A 21,580-nucleotide genomic window follows, 5' to 3' on the forward strand; every position below is an offset into this window, starting at 1 on the left:
ATCATAGTCTCCAATCAATTACATTTTAAATTACTGAAATAAATCGGTACTCAAATATTTTAGTCCACTGTCATTCAGTGTCACTACAATATTTTTTCCTTTTTCAGTAGTAGATAATAGTTTAAGCGCGGCACATACGTTTGCTCCAGATGAAAAACCTGCAAATATACCCTCGCATTCAGCGAGCTTTCTGGCAGTATCCTGTGCTTCATCATTTGTAATCTGTACATAACCATCAATAAGCGCCTTATCGACTAGGGGCAGATCCATACAATATCCGCCGCCTTGAACTTTGTGGCCTTTATCCGTGATTTCTTTACCTGCATAAATTGCAGCAGTTGAAGGTTCTGCAACGTAGCAGCGAATTTGAGGATTGTGTTTTTTTAGGGTTTTAGAGCAACCAGAAAAAGTACTGCCGCTTCCGAGAAAGTCGACAAAAGCATCTATTTTTCCATCTGTTTGCTCCCATAGTTCTTCACCAGTATAATACTCGTGGGCATGATTACACGCTTCTAAACTGAATTGATCAGCTCGAAAAGCATTAAGCTCTTGTACAATTTGCTTTGATCGTTCTTCAACAAGAGCTAAATCCTCACCGGAAACTTGGCCTTTGATTGAGCCGGGCATCTGATCAACAAGAACTACTTCTGCACCTAAGGCTTTCATCATTCTGGCACGCTCTATAGAATTACCTTTAGACATACAAGCGATAAATTTATATCCTTTGCATGCACATACAATTGCTAAGCCAGTTCCAGTATTACCACTTGTCAACTCAACAACTGCTTGCCCCGGAGTAAGAAGTCCTGCTCTTTCTGCTTCGACTATCATCTGCAAAGCAACGCGGTCTTTTTTACTAAAACCTGGATTTAAGTATTCTAACTTAGCAAAAATATTGCCTTCTGCGCCAAATGCCTTTGCAATTCTAGATAGGTTCACCATTGGAGTGTTACCGATTGTTTCTGTGACATCTTTCAAAAGTTTCGTAAAATACACCTCCTCCGTAAGTAATGGGTTTTTCATACAGGAAACTGTAAAAATATATTTATCGTTTGTACAATATATTGGGCGTTAGTAATATTGTACGAACGATAAATATATTTGTCAATGTACTACAGTAAAATATTCTTCTTGTCACCACCTGGGTAGGGCCGGATGTATTTGAAATGTACCATCATCTTATGGGTATGGAAGATGCCTTGAAAAACCAATGTGACAGAAAGAGCACCGAATGTTCGGTGCTCTATTTTACAATGCTGATAAGGATTTTCCATGTGGCTTAAACATCATAAAGGATCAGTTTCTGGTATAGCAAAAAGATACAATGGTCAATTGTATTACCTTGCGTAACTATTAGCTATCAATGGGGGAAGGGCGTAACGGGCTAAGAGTTTAGCTCACTTACTGATAATCAGATTACATTTGTTAAGAAGTATATAGGTTCCCCGATAGTTCGATATGCGGCTATAGAATTTAATTAAGTTCGGCGAGTAAGGCCGAACATTTTTCTACGTACTGATTAATCATTCTTTCTACAATAGAAGAGTCAAGCGTTCCATGCATGCTTGGAGTCTTAAAGAAGCGTTTAGGTAATTCGACTTGTCTCGGATCGAACCCTAGTTTTTGCTTAAGGCGCAGCTTTGTTGAGTATATTCGCTTAGCAATTAGTGTGAGATCATCATCTGAGAAAGGATAGCCTGCTGCTTTGAGAGCTTTTAGTACAGTCTCTCGGTTATATAATTTTCGAGCGAAAAGACAGATAACGAGGGAATTTAAGAGACATCGTTCAAGTTCCTCGTCAAAGAGTTTATCGACAGCTTTGTGCTCGTCAAAGTCTTTTATGGACTGATCGACTGAGTAACCCGCATTGCATAAATGTGAGTGTCTTGCACCTACGGTAAGCCCAACTAAGTTGGCATATCCAGTGTGATAGCCTGGTATTTCATTTCCTGCAACTTGGAGCGCATGCTCTTTTCCGCCGAACTTTGCTCCGGCAGAGCGGGTCCCTTCACCGAGAGCTTGGTAAAAGGAATTTTTCCGACTGGCTAAATAGCGAATGGCCTTAGAATAGTTCTCCGAATTCCCAAAGGTTAGGGGGAGAATAGTTTCTGTTTCGGTCACAATTCCTTTCAGTAGACTTTCAGTGGCCCACGCTAAGGCGACACCCGCAGAGATGGCGTCCATACCTGTTTTTTCTACTACCTCGATCATGTGTAATACTTCATCAGTTTTGTTGATACCCAGTAAGCTTCCTAGTGAATAGATCAGCTCATAATCATAGGCAACGCTGACGGATTCATAGTCATACCCATCGTCAAATTTCCTTCGGAATTGACCAATATGGATACAGCCTACTGGACAGCCCGTACAGGCCATCTTTCGGACAAGGTTTTCTTCTGCAAAAGTTTCCCCGCTAATCTGCTCGGCATCGTCAAAGTGGTTTTCTGTCAAATTCTTAGTGGGCAAGGCTCCTAAAGCACTTACTGACTCGACATTGATGGCTGTCCCTAAATCATGATATTTTGACATTAAATCAGTTTCAGTTACAGATTTAAATATAGCTTGATAGGAACGAAAATAGTCTTTGAAGTTTTGAATTTTAGTAGTCTTATCTCCAGAGACAATAATTGCTTTGACAAGCTTGCTGCCCATCGTTGCACCTAAGCCAAGCCGTCCAAAATGCCGATAGGTATCTACACAAACGCTTGCAAACTTGACCATCTTTTCTCCGGCTGGCCCGATACGCAAAATGCTGCGTCTGCCTTGGCCTTCTTCTGAATCTCGAAGGAATTGTCCAACAACGTCCGAATCCATCCCCCAAATGGGACGGGCATCCTTGAGTTGGATATCATCTCCCTCAATAGCAATATAAGAAGGACGAGCTGCTTTTCCTGAAATCACAACAGCATCATAGCCAGCCATTGATAATGCTAAAGCAAGTCTGCCTCCCGCGTAGCTTTCCCCCATTTCACCAGTAAGGGGGGAAAGGAACATGGCAACTGTCTTAGTAATGAGTGGATAGATACCTGATATTGCGCCAATCGCCAATATAATGGGTTGTTCAGGGGCTAAAGGAGGGAGTTCAGGTCTAACCGTTTCCTCGAGCAATTTCGATGCTATGCCGACTCCACCGAGATAATCGTTTAAGTCCGTACGCTGCTTGATTTCGATTTTACCTGTAGCCAGGTCTATGTATAAAACCTTGGCAGCTTTTTCGTATAACATCACTGAACCTCCTCAATTAACTCTAAACATCCGTGCGGACAAAATCTTACACAGACACCACAATGCTTACAGACAATAGGCTTTTTTGTATCTGAGTTAAAATAAATTGCATCAACAGTGCACGCACCAACGCAAAGTTCACAGCCGATACATTTTTCTTTATCTAATAAAACTCCTCCGGCTTGACGTTTTATAAGTGCGCCTGTCGGACAGATTTCTGCACAGGGTACATCGCCTCTACACGCTTGACAAACAATGGCAATAAACTTGCCTGTCAGCCCACCGCTGGTTTTAATACGAATAGCACTTTTCAAGATGGAATGGTCTTGTTGGTTGACGGCGCTACAGGTTATCATACATGATAAACAGCCTATACAGCGGTTCATTTCAATTGCTCTTAATACTTTCATCATTAGCCTCCAGATATTCAGTTCATTAAGATTAATAAATCTAAGTATACTACAATATACCAGTTGCAATATAATGTTTTTAGCTTATTCTTAATGATTTTTAGGAGATTAATGTTAACTTTTAAGCATATGTTACTTAATCCGTATCCTTATAGTTCTCCTGGGTATCATGCTGGCAACCGTATTGATTGTTTTCCGCTTAATCAGAGAGTTACGATAGTTTTTTAATTGTCTCCTTAAGTCCAGCTAGAACAATTAATCTATGAAAAGGCTTTACCGGAAAGAAATATAGTTTTCCCAACAAATTATTGAAGTGAACTACTGTTGATACATAAATAAATTGATTAGAGTGTTCTTTGTATATTGTCAAACGAAAATTGAGATGTTTATCATCTTCACCTAGGAGAATTTCTTTCTCACTAATAGAGTAAACCTTAAAGATTCCTATCCGTTCTCCTGGTTCTATTTTGGTATTAAGCTGTTGGAGCTTTGGTGATGTCTTTAGCCCAAATAATTTAACAATTGTATCTCTAATAGACATAAGTTTACTTACCCAGGATGGATAAGAGACAACTAATGTTAAGGTAAAAGTTTCAAGACTACAGTTAACTGGTGCTTTTAGTCTAAATGAGTCTAAGTAGTGAATTTCGGGAAAAACTTTATTTACAAGCGAGTCTTTAGGTACGCTGGTCATTTCAACTATTTTCATACAATCAACTCCTGATTAATTTTAGCACATTCATCCAAAAATGGGTTAATAAGTGCCATCTAATAGTCATTTGTTTATTTGTTCAATGATAAACAGCTTCACTGACAGTAGTTTTCAGTGAAGCTGTTTTATCATGGAGATAGACATTGATTTTGATCAGGGATGGATGTTTGATTAGCGCTTTATATTTGAAAATAGGAGGAAATGTAAATGAATAATACTGTATATCTTTATGTATTTGATACCATGGCAGATTGGGAAGTAGGGTATTTAACTGCTGAACTGAACTCCGGAAGATATTATAAGGAAGGATTAGCCCCATCCAAAATAGTTACTGTGGGCATTGAAAAGACTCCTGTCACTACAATGGGAGGCTTGATGGCACACAAGCAATGACTTGGAATATCTGAAAATGATCTGCCCTAACTATGCAGGAGAAAAGTACTATAAGCAGGAGTCTGCCGTAACTGATGGAAAACTGATAACTGCTTCCGGAATAGCTCCATTGGAATTTTCTGTACATGTCTTGAGAGCTTTAGACGTGTTTTCTCCAAAAATAGTAAATGCCTGGTATAATCTTTATAGGACTCATGAATCCGGATATTTTTATGAGTTGATGAAATTTATCATATGACTCTCTTCATGCAACAATGGGTGGAGAATGGGGGTGAATATTATAATCACCAGCGAATTAATAAAACAAAGTATTGATTATATCATGCAACATATTGACGAAGAAATCTCCATAGAAGATGTAGCAAATTACTGTAATTATTCAAAGTATTACTTTAGCAGAGTTTTTAAAGCGGAAACAGGAGAAAGTACTTATGCCTTTATTAAACGGTTAAAAATGGAACGGAGTGCTTTAAGATTAAAGCTTGAAAAAGATAAATCCATTACCGATATTGGTGTTTCGTATGGATATAGTTCATCAAATTATAGTTCGGCGTTTAAGAAACACCATAATATTTCTCCTGCGGAATTTAGAAAAGCAATGTATACAGCCATTGCTCCCCATCCTTTTTACGCGGACAAACTTGCTCGGTTTAAATCATTTATGGAGTATGATCAAAAGATTATAATAACGGAACTGGATGACTTTGTAGTTATCCATGAAAGACATATTGGGAACTATAATGAGCTGGGCAAAAATTGGCTTGAATTCACCGAAAAGTATCATGATTGTATTAAGGATGATACACTTTTGATCGAAAGATTTTATGATGATCCATCCATTACAAGTGTAAAGCAGTGTTTATATGAGCTTTGTATGACGGTTGATCAAAACTGTCCGTTAGATAATGTCATAATTATTCCAGGGGGGGGATTTGCAAAATTCCGCTTTGAAGGATTGATACAGGATATTTTTGCTGCCTTTCAAGGGGTATTTACTGTCTGGTTGCCCGAGAGTGGTTATGAAATGAGAGAAAGCTATGGTTTGGATATTTATCGGGCTATAGACAGAGAAAGCATGCGGGTTGTTATGGATTTATGTATACCAATTAAATAGGGCAAGAATTAAGAAGTAATAAAACGAACCTCTTAATATAATAAGAACTGCAGCAGCATTAGTTTGATTTATAGGAGGTTTTAAAAATGTTTGATATAAGGAAAATTCAAGAACAGGCAATTTATACAGCTGTCAAAAGTGCCAGTAATGATGAAAAAGCGAGAGAGATCATTTATGGAATGGATGGACTGGCTGGGGCTGAGGATAATCCGACATGGGTTAAATCTACTATGAAAAGATTAGAAAACCATTTTTATGAGTCAGCTATTTATGAGATTAGAAGGAACTGTCAATGCGGATATGGAATGGATGAGAAATTAGCATTAGTGAAAGAACTGATAGCCTTGTCATTGAATATGGAAGAATTCGGGAATTTAGACGAAGCTCAAGCAGCCGGTTTATATTGTGAAAATGGAGAGCTATTTCTTCAATTTCTCTTTTGCCCATGTCCAATGCTTGCAGAGGTAGATCGATTAGATACAAATACATGGTGTCAATGCACGACAGGGTATAGTAAAGTCTTATTTGAGAAAGCCTTTGCTTGTGAAGTAGATGTGGAACTGTTAGAAAGTATAAAAATGGGGAATAAAAAGTGCCTTATGAAAATCATTCCTCAAGAAGCTGTGTGGAAATAGAATCAGAAGAGTTCCTAGGAGATAAAAAATATGCCGCCAAGTCCCCACCAGGCATTGCTTCTCCGAGTTCCTTGGAGACCTGGGCGAGAACATCTCGGTCATTGAAGTGAGTCGTTGCCGCGACTGTAGTGAAAGACAACACTGTAGTGCACTACAACGGTTAGGGTGAGTGCAATATTGAATTGAATCGTGACATGCTGAATTGGCGCCTAATTAAGGGTTTCTTAATCCGTGTTGATTGGCATGGGTTTTGCTATCAATATAGACCGAATAGACCGACAAGGGCTGACCTAAACTGCTAACCAGTGTATAAAGTACTAAGAATGAATAAGGGAGGGTTTATAAGTGGAAGAGGTTGTAATTGTAGGGGGGGCAAGAACGCCCATTGGTGATTTCCTGGGGTCTCTCAAGGATGTCACAGCTGTTGAGCTGGGGACTGCAGCGGTGAAAGCAGCTCTGAAGAGAGCGGGAGTAGAACCAAGTATCGTTGAGGATGTGGTAGGGGGTATGGTCTATAAAGCCGGCGTCAAAGGAAATCCTGCTCGTCAGGTTCAGCTCGCCGTCGGTATTCCTGTAGAAACAGCTGCAGTTACAGTTGACCAACAATGCGCTTCGGCTATGCGGGCGTTAGAAATTGCAACACAGCAGTTGCTCTTGGGCAAGTCATCGGTAAGTGTCGTCGTTGGAATGGAAAGCATGTCGCGAGTTCCTTATCTATTACTCAAGGGGCGCCAGGGAATGCGTTTGGGGGCAGACTCGGTCGAAGACAGTTTGTTGTATGATGCGCTAATCGATCCCTTTATGGGATATCACATGGGTGTTACGGCTGAAAACTTGGCGGAAAAATACAACATATCAAGGAAAGAGCAAGATGAGTTATCAGTTCTAAGTCATAAACGGGCAATTGCAGCAATTAGAGAAGGAAAATTCAAAGACGAGATAGTCCCGGTTGAAATCAAAACTCGTAAGGGGACAATCATGGTTGACGAGGATGAACATCCCCGCGCAGATATCTCGCTGGAAAGTCTTGCAAAGTTAAAACCGGCTTTCAAGAAAGATGGGACTGTTACGGCCGGCAACGCTTCCGGTCTTAATGACGGCGCCGCGTCCTTGATATTAACGACGGCAAAGAAAGCTATGGAGCTTGGCCTTAAGCCTATTGCCAAAATTCTTGCCACTGCGTCGTTCGGTGTGGAACCTAAATTTATGGGTATTGGTCCAGCATACGTTATCCCTAAAGCTTTAAAATACGCCGGACTGGAGCCTAAGGATATTGACTATTATGAAATCAATGAAGCTTTTGCAGCGCAATTCCTGGCGGTGAACCGTGAATTAAAGTTAGACATGAACACTGTGAATGCCAATGGTTCGGGTATTGCTCTTGGACATCCTGTAGGATGCACTGGAATACGAATTGTAGTGACCATGCTTAGTGAAATGAAACGGCGTGGGAGTAAATATGGGGTTGCATCTCTTTGCGTTGGCGGCGGACCGTCAATGGCTACTGTAGTGGAAATGCTCTAAAACGATTAGCACATATTTCTGCTGAATTAAAGGAGGTAGTACTAATGTCATATGAGACAATATTAGTGGAAATCGAAGAAGGAATCGCCACGATTACACTAAATCGTCCTGATGTGCTAAACGCGTTGAATGACAAAGTATTCAATGAGTTGGAGGAAGCAGCCACAAAACTCGCAGCTGATGAAGCAGTGAGAGTAGTAATCATAACGGGAGGAGAGAAAGTCTTTGCGGCTGGGGCAGATATCAGTCAAATGGCCACTTCTTCTGCAGTGGAAGTAGCGACTGGAGGTAATCCCGCGCAAAAGGCTTTCATCAATATTGAAAACATGCCAAAGCCCGTTATAGCCTCAATCTCAGGTTTCGCCTTGGGAGGAGGGTGCGAACTAACCTTGGTGGCTGATGTACGCATTGCGGCGGACAATGCTCAATTTGGCTTGCCAGAAATCAAACTAGGCATTATACCAGGCGCCGGGGGAACCCAACGTCTGCCTCGTCTGATCGGTATCGGTAGAGCCAAAGAATTAATTTTTAGCGGAGCTTTTATTAAAGCAGATGAGGCTTTACAGATAGGTCTTGTGAATAAAGTAGTGCCTCCGGATCAGTTATCTGCGGAAACCCAAAAAATGGCGAAACGATTTGCCGATCAGGGTGCAGTGGCCTTACGCTTAGCCAAAGCAGCTGTTAATGAGGGGTTAAGGATGGATTTAGAAGCTGGTCTGGAATATGAACATAAATGCTTTAGTCTGCTGTTTGCGACAGAAGATCAAAAAGAAGGTATGAAGGCCTTTATGGAAAAACGTCCTGCTAAGTTCCAAGGAAAATAGGTGCCCGAGTTTGCGGAACGAATAGAGGTTGGAAATCTGAGTGATAATTTAGGACGTTTGAGTGAGGTTGACTGGGTTATCGAGGTTATTGTCGAACGGCTTGATATCAAGATGGATCTTTTCCAAAAGGTCGCTGCAAATGTCCGTCAAGGTACTATCGTTACATCTAATACCTCAGGGATCTCACTGAGAGCAATGGCGGAAGGGCTTCCAGAGAGCTTTACACGCTACTTTCTAGGTACGCACTTCTTTAATCCGCCACGCTACATGGCCCCTTTGAACTCTGGGATGCTCTTGGAGTGAAAGCTACACCTGATCGTATCGTCGCCGAAGGTGGTACTTTGCCTCCAATCGTGGAAGAGTTGCTTGCCAAAGGGTATGATAGCTTCTATAAGAAGACAGACGATGGCCAGACCGCTTATTTAATCTATGGATATGAGTACAAAATTATGGATATAAGATAAAAGGACCGAGGCGCAGCCTCGGTCCTTTTATCACCTATCATAGGGGGTGATAACCCATTTGAGGCAGTCGTCCTTCTTGTTGCCGAAAACGTCATATCCCTTGATGATATCGTTTAGAGGTGCTTTGTGGGTCATTAAGAACTTGGTATTAATTTTTCCTGCCTGGATAAGCTTGATCAGTTCAGGAAGGCGGTCAACCGGGACAAATCCCATACTGAGAGTAATATTTTTTACCCAGTAAGTGTTTAGTGGCAGAGTTACAGGTTTTGCATAACTACCAACGGTACAGACACTACCACCAATCCTTACCGCTCGAAGAGCCGTCTGTAGAGTGGTTTCTGATCCGATTGCCTCAATGACTCTGTCAGCACCACGTCCGTTTGTTAGTTCACGTACATTTTTTATAATATCGACGTCCGCAGGATTTAGTGCTATGTCAGCGATACCCTCTCTCAAGCACACATCGAGCCTCGACTGATCCAAATCAACGATGATGATTTGGGCAGGTCCCCACAGTTTAGCAGTTAGTGCAGAACACATTCCAACTGGGCCAGCACCGATGATGAGTACGCTTTCCCCTGGTTGAATATGAACCTGTTCGCAGCCAAAATAGCCTGTCGATAAGATGTCGCCAACAAACAGCATGTCTTCTTCCGTAAAACCTTCAGGAATTTTATGCATATAATTAGAAGCATAAGGTAAACGAACAAATTCGGCTTGGCAACCGGAAAGCGACGGTCCGTTCGGTCTATTTGTTCCGAAACAGGTACAGTCTTGATCAGTGCAGTGATAATGCAGACCCTGTTTGCAGTAAAAGCATTCACCGCAAAAGGCAACACAGGATATAGCTACCCTGTCTCCGATTTTAAAATTATTAATAGCAGAGCCAAGTTCAATTATTTCTCCACAGAATTCGTGTCCAAGAATATGTGGAGGTTGAACACCAGCATGACCCCCGATAATATGAATGTCGCTGCCACAAATTGTTGATAAGGTCACTTTTACAATAGCATCTGTTGATTTGAGAATCTTTGGCACCGGAGCATCATCCAAACTGATCTTTCCTGGTTCATGATACACAAGGACTTTCATAGTTTCCTGTTTCATTTTCATTCCTCCTGCTTCTATTTTTCTAATTGCTCCTTCCCTAACTTTCTAGCAGCAATATTTGTGCCAGACTTTAACAACAGACCCAAGAAAAGAGCTGCCCCTCCCATGACCCCAAAGCACGTTCGAAATTCTCAAGCGAATCCCTCTCAGCGATAAATCAAAGCACATTCCTCTGTCACGCTGACGGGATGAGCGGAGAACTCGAACGGACTTTAAAAACAGACTTATGGTACAAGATTATTGCACATGAAGATCTTAAAATTTTAGTATAATCCTAGTTGTGGAAATAAGTTAAGCCGTAGTAAGTTACAACACTGTACATAATTAATGCAGTGCTATAAAATATAGATAATTCTAAATAATATGATATTGTTTTAGGAGCTAAGCGGGATTACTTTGAACTCTTTAAGGCTTTGGTTTGTGCATAAAGATACAAATACAAAATGATACTGGGCTTATTGCTGATTTATTATTAACTCAACTTTCGGTGCGACCAAGTTGAAAAATTGAATCCTATTGAGTTATAAAATAAGAAGACAATATTCTAAGAATAAATCCTATCAGGAGGTTTCATCATGATTTATACATCGCAGGACCAGCTAAAAAAGACTTGGAGAAGGTTCATCAACGAAGGGATATTTGAGGGTGAATCTGTTCGGGAGACCATACGGGATTCTTGGGAGCGTTGTCATAATTATAATGTTGACCCTATCAAATCAAAACCCATTGCTGTGTATCATGGAGCTGAATTAGAAAGTCATTTGCATAAATATCGCAAACTGATCAATGTGAGTATACCGGTCATGAAGAACCTTTTAGATTATGTCGGAGATGGAAATTTTGTTATTGTCTTAGCTGACGAGCAAGGATGCTTGCTGGAAATGCTTGGTGACGAGAAAGTAAAAACGTCAGCAATCGCCGGTGATTTTGTGCCAGGGATGAATTGGTCGGAAAAAACGATTGGCAATAACGGGGTTGGGACCGCCTTATTTTTAGATAAACCCGTACAAATATTCGGACGAGAGCATTATTGGCGGGAAGCACACCATTGGACTTGTTCTGGGGCTCCCATTCACGATCCTCAAGGTAGGTTAATCGGTGCCCTCGTCATTAGCGGCGCATATGAAAAAGTTCACCCTCATACCTTGGGAATGGTGGTTACCGCAGTTAAGGCAATAGAAAACCAGTTAAAGTTGGAAGAAACAGTTTCATTATTGGAAATATCAAATAACTACAAAAATGCTATTATTGAATCTATCTCAGAAGGGTTATTAGCTGTCGACGAAGAGGGGAAGATCACTCAAATAAACAGTATAGCCGCCCATTATTTAGAGCATAATGCTGCCGAAGCCCTTAAGGGCAGCTGTGATACCATTTTAGGTGATAAAAACTATGACTTGAAGAATATCATTACCTGCAACAGGCAGATAACGGATCAAGAAGTTGATATTTCTACCGATAAGAGCAAAAAAACCTATCTGGTTACGTCGCGTCCTATCAAGGGTAATGGTATTAATAAAGGCACTGTCCTTCTGTTCAGCGAAATTGCACGTGCTCAAAAACTGGTACAACGTATGAGCGGAGCCAGAGGGGATTTTACCTTTTTGGATTTAATCGGAGAAGATCCGGCTTACATAGAAACTTTGGAGCTTGCCCGAAAAGCCGCAGACAGCACCTCCAACGTCTTGCTGCTCGGAGAAAGCGGCACCGGCAAAGATGTGTTTGCCCAAGCAATTCATAACACGGGAATTAGAAAAAAAGGTCCCTTTGTAGCGCTGAATTGCGGAGCTATCCCCCGTGAGCTGATCGCCAGTGAGTTGTTTGGTTATGTTGAGGGCGCCTTCACCGGTGCCAGACGAGGAGGGAAAATGGGGAAATTTGAGCTGGCCAGCGGCGGCACTATATTTCTGGACGAAATCGGGGAAATGCCCTTAGAACTTCAAACCTCGCTTTTAAGGGTCTTAGAAACCAAGACGATAACTCGCGTCAGCGGCAACGAAGTCATACCGGTGGATGTACGGATTATAGCCGCTACCAATAAAGACTTGGCTCTTGAAGTCAGTCAAGGCAAGTTTCGCCAAGACCTTTTCTACCGGCTCAACGTCTTTGCCATACCAATGGTGCCTTTGCGTGAAAGAAAAGAAGACGTTGTCCTTTTCACCAAAAAAATTCTAGCCAATCTCAGTATTAAATTTAAAAAGCCGCCTATTCAGCCGGACAAAACTGTGCTGGAACTATTTAAGAAATATTCTTGGCCGGGAAACGTACGTGAACTGCAAAATGTATTGGAACGTGTGGTGAACGTCTGCAACGACACGATATTAACCATCGATCATTTGCCGGCAGAGATTCGTTCTGCTAAGACCCGAGAAAATCATATTCCAGTAAAAAATTATGAGAGGTCTCTTATCGAAAGTCTTCTCGAAAAGCACAACCGCAATATCACTCGGGTCGCTAATGAACTCGGTATTGCCAGAACAACGCTTTATCAAAAAATCGCCCGTTATAATTTATAAAACTATGATTATCCTCAAGAAAGACAAATAGCCATATTCAAAGAGAGCACATACGCGAAATTTGAGTGAACTCATTCATTATTGCGACAAGCCCGTGATGTTTTACATGATTGGGCTTGTTTTTTGTTTTTTAAGCGAATCCCTCTCAGCGATAAATCAAAGTGCGACTTTGACGACCAGCCAAATTTTCTTTACCAATCGTATTAATTGGCATAGAAATTGCGAGTTAGATTATTGCGGGTTATATTTGCTAGCCTAATGAAAATAAAGGTGCGTTCATTCAGGTTCAAGTTCTATTTCAATTTCAATTTTAATGAAGTGGAGGATTAAATCATGGCGGACAAAAACGAAGTAGTAATTGTAAGTGCCCTTAGAACACCGTTCAGTAAATTCGGAGGCATCCTAAAGGAGATTCACAGCACCGATCTCGGGGCTTTAGTAATTAAAGGATGCTTGGCCCGCGCCGGAATCACGGATAAGGAAATAGACGAATTGTATTATGGAATGTGCATCCAGTCGGAAGCGGCACTAGAGTACAATATCAACGGCCGTCAGGCGCTGCTGAAGGCCGGGTTGAGAGAAGACTTGATATCTTTAACGATTGACAGGGCTTGTTGTTCCTCTTTGACCGGAACTCAGCTGGGCTACCGCGCCATTATGCTGGGAGAAGCGGAAGGCGCAATGGCTGTAGGGGCAGAGAACATGAGCAACACGCCGATTGTAATGAACGGTCATCGTTGGGGACTGAAAATGCAATTACCTATAATAATTGATCATCTTAACCCGATTCAATATCACGGCTTTAGTCCCTTAGCCAAAGATGCCGGTGAAGTAGCGGTTGAACTGAATATCACCAGGGAAATCCAGGATCAGTGGTCAGTCGCTTCCCAGCAAAAGTATCAGAAAGCCTTAGCAGCCGGGAAGTTCAAGGACGAAATAATGCCTGTAGAGGTTCCGCTGGGCCGCGGCAAGACGGCAACGTTTGCAGAGGATGAGTTTCCTAAAGCTGATACGACAATAGAAGGCCTTGCTAAGCTAAAACCGATCTATGGAAGCCCAACAGTGACTGCCGGAAATGCTCCGGGTCTGGACGCGGGCGCCTCAGCTCTTATTCTTATGAAGAGGGCTAAAGCCGATGAATTAGGTCTAAAACCATTAGCCACGCTTCTCTCGGTTTCCAGTGTGGCCGGTACACCCAGAGAAATGGCTAAGATTCCGGCTTACGCCACCAAGAAGGCTTTAAAGCAAGCTGGAGTTTCCCTGGAGCAAGTGGATTTAATAGAAATTAATGAAGCCTTTGCGGCCGTGCCCCTGGTTTCGACCAAAGTGCTGGCGGATTTGGAGGCGTCAAAATGGCTGAAACTGCTGGAAAAAACCAATGTAAACGGCGGGGCAATTGCCATAGGTCACCCGGTTGGGGCAAGCGGAGCGAGGATACTTATGACTATGATGTACGAACTGAGGAGACGAGGCGGCGGCATTGGAGCCTGCTCCATCTGTGGAGGCTTGTCCCAGGGAGATGCGGCGATCATCAGAGTCGATTAAACACCGGAACAAGCGCAGAAGTGAATTCGTTCAACTAAAGATAAACAGTTTGGATCAGAAAATGTGCATTTTAGGGGGAGTGGCGAAGTGGGTAATAAATTATGCGATTTAAAGGATGCTCGTTTTATTCTCTATGAACAACTTAATGTTGAAGAATTGTGCAAGTCGGAACGTTACGGCGACCATTCCTTGGAAACTTTTGAAATGACCATTAATGCGGCGGAAAAAGTTGCGGTAAACGATTTTGCGCCGGCCAATAACCCCGGAGATATTCAGGGCTGTACTTGGAATAATGGCAAGGTGAAGGTTCCGGATGTCTACCATAAGCCTTTTCAAAAGCTATGCGACGGCGGTTGGTTTTGCGTTCATGAGTCTTATGATGTCGGAGGGCAGAACCTGCCTCATGTTATTGATTATGTCTGCAAGCAGCTGTTTTTTGCCGCTAACCACAGCCTAACCGGTTATTATGGCTTGACCCACAGCGCCGCTAAAGTCATTGAGGTTTTTGGGACCGAGGAACAGAAAAAGAAATACATGCTGCCGTTATATGCAGGAACATACGGCGGCACCATGTGTCTGACTGAATCTCAAGCCGGTAGTGATGTCGGAGCCGTTAAAACAAAAGCCCGGAAAAATGAAGATGGGACCTATTCCATCAGCGGTGGGAAGATATTCATTACCGGCGGAGAATCGAACCTGACGGAAAATATCATACATATCGTTTTAGCCAGGATTGAAGGCGATCCTGAAGGAACCAAAGGATTATCCTGTTTCGTGGTTCCTAAAATACGAATAAATAATGACGGAAGCTTGGGTGCAGTTAATGACGTTAGCTGTGTCGGAATTGAGCACAAAATGGGCATGAAAGGCTCAGCAACAAGCGTATTGGCTTTTGGCGAAAACGGAAATTGTATTGGTGAGCTTCTCGGCCAAGAACGAAACGGGATTGTAACTATGTTCAACATGATGAATGAACAGAGACTGCTGGTTGGACTGCAAGGATTAGCTCAGGGAAGTACAGCCTATTTGCATGCCTTGAATTACGCTCGGGAAAGAAAGCAAGGTCTTAGACTTAGCAAGAAAGGATTGGGCCAAGAGCCAATTATTGTTCATTCCGATGTAAAAACAAACCTTTTATGGATGAAATGTTATACCGAAGGGATGAGGGCCTTAATCCTCTACACGATTTACTGCATGGACAAAATGGTTGTTTGCAAAGATGATGCGGATGCGGAGGAAAAAAGAAAATACAGTGACATTATCGAGGTTCTGACTCCTATTTGTAAGGCCTATGGCAGCGACAAGGGTTTTGAGGTTTGTGTCAAGGCAATCCAAGTTCACGGAGGCTATGGCTATTGCTCAGAGTATTTAGTAGAACAGTTCGCCAGGGACAGCAAGATAACCTCGATTTACGAAGGAACAAACGGCATTCAAAGCCTCGACTTAATCGGACGCAAACTCAATCTAAAAAAAGGGGACGCCTACAAAGCGATTATCACCCAAGTCTACGAAACAATCCAAGAAGCGCTGGAAGTCGCTGAATTAGCTCCCTATGCTAAGGAATTGAGTATGTACCTAAGCACCCTTGAAGAAGTAAGCGATCAAATCAAAACCCTAAAATCTCAAGAAGACTTGCTATTAACATACTCTTGGGCCCAGACCTATCTGGAAATATGGGGAGATTTAATGGTAGGGTGGATGTTCCTCTGGCAGTCCGTCATAGCGAGTAAAAAAATGAGAGAGACATTTAAAGAAGATCATTCGGATACCGTTTTTTATATAGGCAAAATAGTGACCGCAAAATACTACTTAGGAACGATATTACCAGCGGTAACCGGTAAGTTCCAAGCCATTAAGAAAAGTGACAGAGCCTTCTTAGAGATGAAAGAAGAGTATTTCTAATCGCTGCAACCGAACTTAAGCCATGATACTGTAGCAATAGACAACAGTGTTAAATATTACTACATTAAAATCAGCCTGTTCCACTCGTTAATATCAAAAAACCAGCCGTTTGCATAACTTAGCCGAATAAACTTATTGGCACAATAATTGCAATATTCATATTAATGTGATTATATTTAGAACAGTTTTAAACACTTTAGAACACTCTTTGAACATCTTAGATCATCTTTAACTTTAGCAGAGCAAGTTCACATAATGACTGCGAGATGAGGCTAATCCAAATTTTATCAACTGGTCTGAGCGGAGTCATCGGGTCCGATGTCTTTTTCCCTAGAATTAAAAAAGATAGTATCAAAAGGAGAAGTAACGGATGTCAATTCAAAGAATGTTGGATCTAAGTGGGCGTGTTGCAGTGATAACCGGGGGATCAATCGGTTTGGGCCTGCAAATGGCAACCGGTTTGGCTGAGGCGGGCGCCGACGTTGTTCTGGCTGCGAGGAAATTGAACCGCTGTGAAGAAGCTGCTGAAAAAATCAGTAAGAACCTGGGGGTTAAAGCGTTTCCCATAGCTTGTGACGTCAGCAGCCAGGAAAGCGTGCAAAATTTGGTAGCCGCAACGGTGCGTGAATTTGGGAAACTTGACATTATGGTTAATAATGCAGGGGTGGTATGGGCAGAGTCGGCCGTTGATCATAAATTAAAAGGCTGGAATAAGGTTATGGATATTAACCTGAATGGCTGTTTCTTCTGCTGCCAGGAAGCCGGTAAGGTGATGATCAAACAAAACTATGGAAAAATAATCAACCTTTCTTCAGTCTGCGGGTTTGTAGGTGCCGAAGCGGAAACAACGGATGCCTTAGCTTACATGGCCAGCAAAGGGGCGATCAATGTTATGACAAAAGACCTTGCCGCGAAGTGGGCTCGTTATAACATTACTGTCAATGCAATTGCTCCAGGGTATTTTCCGACGGATTTGACTGTATCAGGGTATTTCACAGCGGATTTGACTGAGGAGACTAGGTACAACGAAAAGGGAAATAATGTGCTGAAGCATATCCCCATGCGTCGTTTCGGAGGGGATGAGGAGCTTAAAGGGGCAGTAGTGTACTTTGCATCAGATGCTTCCAGTTATTGTACCGGACAGATTCTGGCCGTTGACGGAGGCTATCTCGCTATTTAGAGCGAGAGTTATTTTAGAAAGGAAGGTTATTACCGTGTCTTCAAATTATGCTTATAAAACTAGAGACCTAAAATTCATACTCAAAGAATGGCTTCCTATTAATGAGGTATTTGCCTACGACAAACATAAGGATTTTTATAGTGTGGACGACATTGACCCGATTATCGATTCGATCGACAAAGTCGCGCGGGAAGTAATGGCTCCGACCGCTGATGATGGCGAAAAAACTCCGGTATACTTTGAAAATGGAAAGGTCTATCTTCCTGAGTCTTTTAAAGCTCTGTTCAAATATATTAATGAGAATGGTTGGGGAACCAGCAATGTGAACGACGAGGGTGGAAGCCTTCCTTTCGTCCTCTTGTGTGCGATCAATGAATTCATGACCGGTGCCAATCCGGCTTTTATGCCGTATGTGGCCCTGACATCCGGGGCCGCAGGTCTCATCCAGTCCTTCGGTGTAGAGAAGGATAAGGAAATGTTCCTGCCCAAGATGTTTAACGGCACATGGTCAGGGACAATGTGCCTAACCGAGCCAAGCGCCGGCTCCGATGTGGGTGACATTCTTTCTAAGGCTTACCCCACTGATAATTCGAGAATTTATAAGATTAAGGGCAACAAGATATTTATCTCGGGTGGAGACGGCGACCATGTGGAAAACGTGATCCACCTCTATCTCGCTCGCATCGAGGGGGCTGCCGAAGGTACCAAAGGCATATCTTTGTTTATCGTGCCTAAATACTGGGTTAACGAAGATGGCAGCCTTGAACCCAACGATGTGGAGACAACCGGAGTTGAGCATAAGATGGGACTCAAGGGGTCAGCTACGGCGGCTCTGTCCTGTGGCGAGAACAGCGGTTGTCGAGGAGTGCTTCTGGGAACTTATGACGTCGAGACTGGGACCGGTCAGGGAATGGCCCAGATGTTCCAGATGATGAACGAGGAAAGATTGTTGACCGGGTCGGCTGCCCTAGGAGTAGCATCGATTGCTTACTGGAACGCGGCGGCATACTGCAAAGAGCGTATTCAGGGGCGTTCTATTGCTAATCCGAAAGCTGGCCGCACACAGATCATTAACCATGAAGATGTAAAACGGATGCTGATGCTGAATAAGGCAACTCTGGAAGCTTGCCGGGCGATCATTAATAAAGCTGCTTTCTACATTGAAGTGAGTCACTTGGATACTGATCCCGAACGCAAGAAAGCTGCTTCAGGGATGGCGGAATGTCTGACCCCGCTGGCTAAAGCCTACCCGAGTGATGAAGCCTGGAACTGCATTTGCGAATCAATACAGGCCCACGGCGGATATGGTTTCTGTGAAGAATATCCCGTAGCCCAGGCTGCGCGTGATGTTAAAATCTATTCCATTTGGGAGGGTACGAATTTCATTCAGTCCCTGGATCTGTTGGGCAGGAAATGGAATATGGGCAAGGGAACTGTTTTTGCAGCGTTCCTCAAAAACATCGAAGATTTTGTTAATGAGAACAAGACGGTCGTTGGGTTTGAAAAAGAATTTGCTAATCTGGAGAAGGCTCTCAGTTCATATAAGACGATTATGGCTGCTATGGCAAAGTACTTAGCTGATGGTAAAACCGGCATGATGCCAACCTACTCTCGCCGTATCCTGACTGCTACCGCCCAGCTCTACGGCGGAATGTGCCTCCTGGAACAGGCTTTAATTGCTAAGAAAAAAGCAGAAGAACTTGGCAAAGAACATTTTGAGTACAACTTCTACAATGGAAAGCTGCTGTCCGCTCGTTACTACCTAAGGAACGTAGTTCCCAATGTTTGGTCGGTAATGGAAATTGTCCTGGAAGGTGATACATCGGTTATAGAATCAAGTGCTGAAACGTTTGACTACTAATTAGTACCAAGAGAGGAGCTTTATTAATGGATTTTTTAACCGAATACAGAAGAAAGTTGGTTTCCCCGGAAGAAGCAGTCAAGGTAGTAAAGTCTGGTGACAAGGTGGCCTACGGACACTTTGCGATGGCCCCTACCTTCTTGGACCCTTATTTGGCTCAAAGAAAAGACGAACTTAAGGCGGTTAAGGTTTACGCTGTTGTTTACCCCGGACTAGCTCAAGTGGCCGTCTGCGATCCAACGAGGGAGCACTTCATATACAACAGTTGGCATTTCAGCGGCGGAGACCGGATGCTCCACGACAAGAATTTGTGCAACTTTGTGCCGATGATCTATCATGAAGGCCCGGCCGTTATCGAACGTTATTGCGATGCAGATGTGTTCATGGGCAAGGTGACTCCTATGGACAGTCACGGGTATTTTAACTTTAGCGTCGCCAATTCCGATACGTATGCCTATATTAAAAAGTCCAAGAAAGTCATTGTCGAAGTTTGTGATAAGGCTCCTTACTGCCTGGGGGGCAACCTAGAGGCTATCCACATTTCGGAAGTTGACATGATCGTAGAAACAGACAGCAAGCCGCTGATCCAGGTGCCGGAGGTCCCCCCGAATGACGTGGATAAAGCGGTTGCCGGCCACATTATGAATTTAATAGAAGACGGATCAGTCATCCAGCTGGGTATCGGCGGTATGCCCAGTGCAGTAGGATCGATGATCGCCCATTCCGACCTTAAGGACTTGGGAGCTCATACGGAGATATTGGTTGATTCCTATGTAGACATGTATGAGGCGGGGGTTCTGACCGGCAAACGAAAAGCCTTTGACCAAGGCAGGATGGCCTACACATTTGCCTTGGGCACCCAGAAACTGTACGATTTTCTGCACATGAATAGGACAGCCGCCAGCTACTCAGTGGATTATACAAACAGTCCTTCAATTGCGTCCCAGCACGATAAGCTGATTTCCATCAACAACGCTATTGAGATTGACCTCTTTGGGCAGGTTTGTTCAGAGTCTTCCGGGACTCGCCAAATCACCGGTACCGGTGGTCAGTTCGACTTTATCTTCTCCTCTTTCAAATCGAGAGGCGGCAAAGGAATCATCTGCCTGTCCTCGCTGAAGGAAGGCAAAGGAGAGAAAAAGTCACGCATCGTGCCAACCTTGACACCTGGCGGAATCGTCACGGTTCCCCGCGCTGTTACCAACTATGTTGTAACAGAATATGGTGCGGTGGATATTAAAGGCAAGAGTACCTGGGAGCGCGCTGAGCTGCTTATCAGCATTGCTGAGCCAGATCTGCGGGAAGATCTGATCAAAGAAGCCGAAAAAATGAAAATTTGGGTTAAAACCAATAAGCTTTAACGAAGGTATACTATCAATGCCAAAAAACATTTGTCAGCTGAATGCAGCAAATGTCGAGAGTCGATATTACTAAAGAGGAGGATGGACAAACAAATGAATACCATTTTCTCAAAGCAAAAGTTAGTAACCGGGGTATTACTACTTGCCATTATTGTTCTATTGGAATGGGTATTACATCATTTTAAGCTGCCTACTTGGCCGGTATTTATGGTTATGGTCTTCATTTTCATGTCACATCAGGACAACAAAGAGATACCCAAGATCCTTGTAGGTGGAGGGTTTGGAATCTTCAACATTGTCCTTATTAAATATTGGATGGGATTGACGGCTGCTTCATTTGGTACTTGGGAATCCAGTATTGCGTATGTTTGCCTATTTGTTTTCAGTATTGTTTTATTTATGGATGTTCTTCCAATTGTGTTTAATAATTATGCTTTTATGTATTTCCTTGTAACAGCAGTAGCAGCTTCACTTCCTAAACCGAATCCCATGCTCTGGATAGGATGCGAATTAATTGGAGGCGCAGCTGTAGTAATTTTAATTATGGGCCTCACAAAAGCTGTAGCAGCAATTATGGGGGCTCCTGCAGAAAGCCATGATATAAAACAATAAGTTCTCAAATAGCCCGCTTTATGATTCATCAAATAATTTGTTATCCACGTGCCCAAGGAAAACCGTTGTTTTAATTCAACTGAGCTAACGACCAGATTGACCACATCATGTAGGAGTGAATGCAGTCCAGGATCAAGAAGTAATCTTCGTGTTAAAAGCTGTCCCAGCCCGAACTGCAGTCTGGTTGGGAAT

The 21,580-nt window shown here is 42.8% G+C and carries 17 protein-coding genes and 2 pseudogenes; 14 read left to right on the forward strand and 5 right to left on the reverse strand.

What is annotated here, in order from left to right; all coding sequences use genetic code 11:
- Nucleotides 1-30 precede the first annotated feature (30 nt).
- The 4 genes from DESOR_RS12170 to DESOR_RS12185 form a co-directional block, all read right to left on the reverse strand.
- Nucleotides 31-978 carry a PLP-dependent cysteine synthase family protein gene (locus tag DESOR_RS12170; protein WP_242832499.1) on the reverse strand — a complete coding sequence of 316 codons (948 nt, stop codon included), beginning with the start codon at nt 976-978 and terminating at the stop codon, nt 31-33.
- 495 nt (nt 979-1,473) lie between these two features.
- On the reverse strand, nt 1,474-3,225 hold the full coding sequence (locus tag DESOR_RS12175; RefSeq protein ID WP_014184886.1) for an aldehyde ferredoxin oxidoreductase C-terminal domain-containing protein: 1,752 nt from the start codon (nt 3,223-3,225) through the stop codon (nt 1,474-1,476).
- Nucleotides 3,225-3,638 (reverse strand): 4Fe-4S binding protein, encoded by a 414-nt coding sequence (locus DESOR_RS12180; RefSeq protein ID WP_242832500.1) that lies wholly within the window; start codon nt 3,636-3,638, stop codon nt 3,225-3,227. Before DESOR_RS12180 ends, DESOR_RS12175 begins: the two co-directional genes overlap by 1 nt.
- Nucleotides 3,639-3,846: 208 nt before the next feature.
- Nucleotides 3,847-4,344 carry a DUF2867 domain-containing protein gene (locus DESOR_RS12185; protein ID WP_014184888.1) on the reverse strand — a complete coding sequence of 166 codons (498 nt, stop codon included), beginning with the start codon at nt 4,342-4,344 and terminating at the stop codon, nt 3,847-3,849.
- 210 nt (nt 4,345-4,554) lie between these two features.
- Between DESOR_RS12185 and DESOR_RS12190 the strand changes: the two are divergent.
- The 7 genes and pseudogenes from DESOR_RS12190 to DESOR_RS29360 all read left to right on the forward strand — a co-directional run bounded on the left by DESOR_RS12190 (nt 4,555) and on the right by DESOR_RS29360 (nt 9,301).
- A pseudogene (locus DESOR_RS12190) lies at nt 4,555-4,978 on the forward strand (type 1 glutamine amidotransferase family protein).
- A gap of 27 nt (nt 4,979-5,005) precedes the next feature.
- Complete coding sequence (locus DESOR_RS12195; RefSeq protein ID WP_081468500.1) at nt 5,006-5,854, forward strand: AraC family transcriptional regulator; 849 nt, start codon at nt 5,006-5,008, stop codon at nt 5,852-5,854.
- Between the two features lie 86 nt (nt 5,855-5,940).
- The gene (locus tag DESOR_RS12200; RefSeq protein WP_014184890.1) at nt 5,941-6,489 is read left to right on the forward strand and encodes a DUF6144 family protein; all 549 of its coding nucleotides are present in this window, start codon (nt 5,941-5,943) and stop codon (nt 6,487-6,489) included.
- Between the two features lie 345 nt (nt 6,490-6,834).
- Nucleotides 6,835-8,013: a thiolase family protein gene (locus DESOR_RS12205; protein WP_014184891.1), complete on the forward strand. Its 1,179-nt coding sequence runs from the start codon at nt 6,835-6,837 to the stop codon at nt 8,011-8,013.
- A 44-nt stretch (nt 8,014-8,057) separates the two neighbouring features.
- Nucleotides 8,058-8,837, forward strand: a complete 780-nt coding sequence (locus DESOR_RS12210) for an enoyl-CoA hydratase/isomerase family protein (protein WP_014184892.1) — start codon at nt 8,058-8,060, stop codon at nt 8,835-8,837.
- A pseudogene (locus DESOR_RS12215) lies at nt 8,838-9,107 on the forward strand (3-hydroxyacyl-CoA dehydrogenase NAD-binding domain-containing protein); the annotation flags it as partial.
- A 29-nt stretch (nt 9,108-9,136) separates the two neighbouring features.
- Nucleotides 9,137-9,301 carry a hypothetical protein gene (locus DESOR_RS29360; RefSeq protein ID WP_158309032.1) on the forward strand — a complete coding sequence of 55 codons (165 nt, stop codon included), beginning with the start codon at nt 9,137-9,139 and terminating at the stop codon, nt 9,299-9,301.
- Between the two features lie 30 nt (nt 9,302-9,331).
- On the opposite strand, the gene DESOR_RS12220 is transcribed toward DESOR_RS29360, so the two are convergent.
- A complete protein-coding gene (locus DESOR_RS12220; protein ID WP_014184893.1) occupies nt 9,332-10,408 on the reverse strand; it encodes an alcohol dehydrogenase in 1,077 nt (358 codons plus the stop codon).
- A gap of 578 nt (nt 10,409-10,986) precedes the next feature.
- On the opposite strand from DESOR_RS12220, the gene DESOR_RS12225 reads away from it, so the two are divergent.
- From DESOR_RS12225 to DESOR_RS12255, 7 genes are all read left to right on the forward strand, one after another.
- The gene (locus DESOR_RS12225; RefSeq protein WP_014184894.1) at nt 10,987-12,927 is read left to right on the forward strand and encodes a sigma-54-dependent Fis family transcriptional regulator; all 1,941 of its coding nucleotides are present in this window, start codon (nt 10,987-10,989) and stop codon (nt 12,925-12,927) included.
- Nucleotides 12,928-13,260: 333 nt separating this feature from the next.
- Entirely contained in the window at nt 13,261-14,472 is a 1,212-nt protein-coding gene (locus tag DESOR_RS12230) for a thiolase family protein (RefSeq protein WP_014184895.1), read from the forward strand.
- Between the two features lie 87 nt (nt 14,473-14,559).
- Complete coding sequence (locus tag DESOR_RS12235; RefSeq protein WP_014184896.1) at nt 14,560-16,374, forward strand: acyl-CoA dehydrogenase; 1,815 nt, start codon at nt 14,560-14,562, stop codon at nt 16,372-16,374.
- A gap of 370 nt (nt 16,375-16,744) precedes the next feature.
- Nucleotides 16,745-17,554, forward strand: coding sequence for a glucose 1-dehydrogenase (locus tag DESOR_RS12240; RefSeq protein ID WP_014184897.1), 810 nt, complete (start codon nt 16,745-16,747; stop codon nt 17,552-17,554).
- A 34-nt stretch (nt 17,555-17,588) separates the two neighbouring features.
- A complete protein-coding gene (locus tag DESOR_RS12245) occupies nt 17,589-19,415 on the forward strand; it encodes an acyl-CoA dehydrogenase family protein (protein ID WP_042331157.1) in 1,827 nt (608 codons plus the stop codon).
- A gap of 26 nt (nt 19,416-19,441) precedes the next feature.
- Entirely contained in the window at nt 19,442-20,776 is a 1,335-nt protein-coding gene (locus DESOR_RS12250) for an acetyl-CoA hydrolase/transferase family protein (RefSeq protein WP_014184899.1), read from the forward strand.
- 93 nt (nt 20,777-20,869) lie between these two features.
- Nucleotides 20,870-21,388 (forward strand): hypothetical protein, encoded by a 519-nt coding sequence (locus DESOR_RS12255; protein ID WP_014184900.1) that lies wholly within the window; start codon nt 20,870-20,872, stop codon nt 21,386-21,388.
- The last annotated feature ends 192 nt before the right edge of the window (nt 21,389-21,580 follow it).

It is taken from the genome of Desulfosporosinus orientis DSM 765 (genome assembly GCF_000235605.1).
GTDB classification, from domain to species: domain Bacteria; phylum Bacillota; class Desulfitobacteriia; order Desulfitobacteriales; family Desulfitobacteriaceae; genus Desulfosporosinus; species Desulfosporosinus orientis.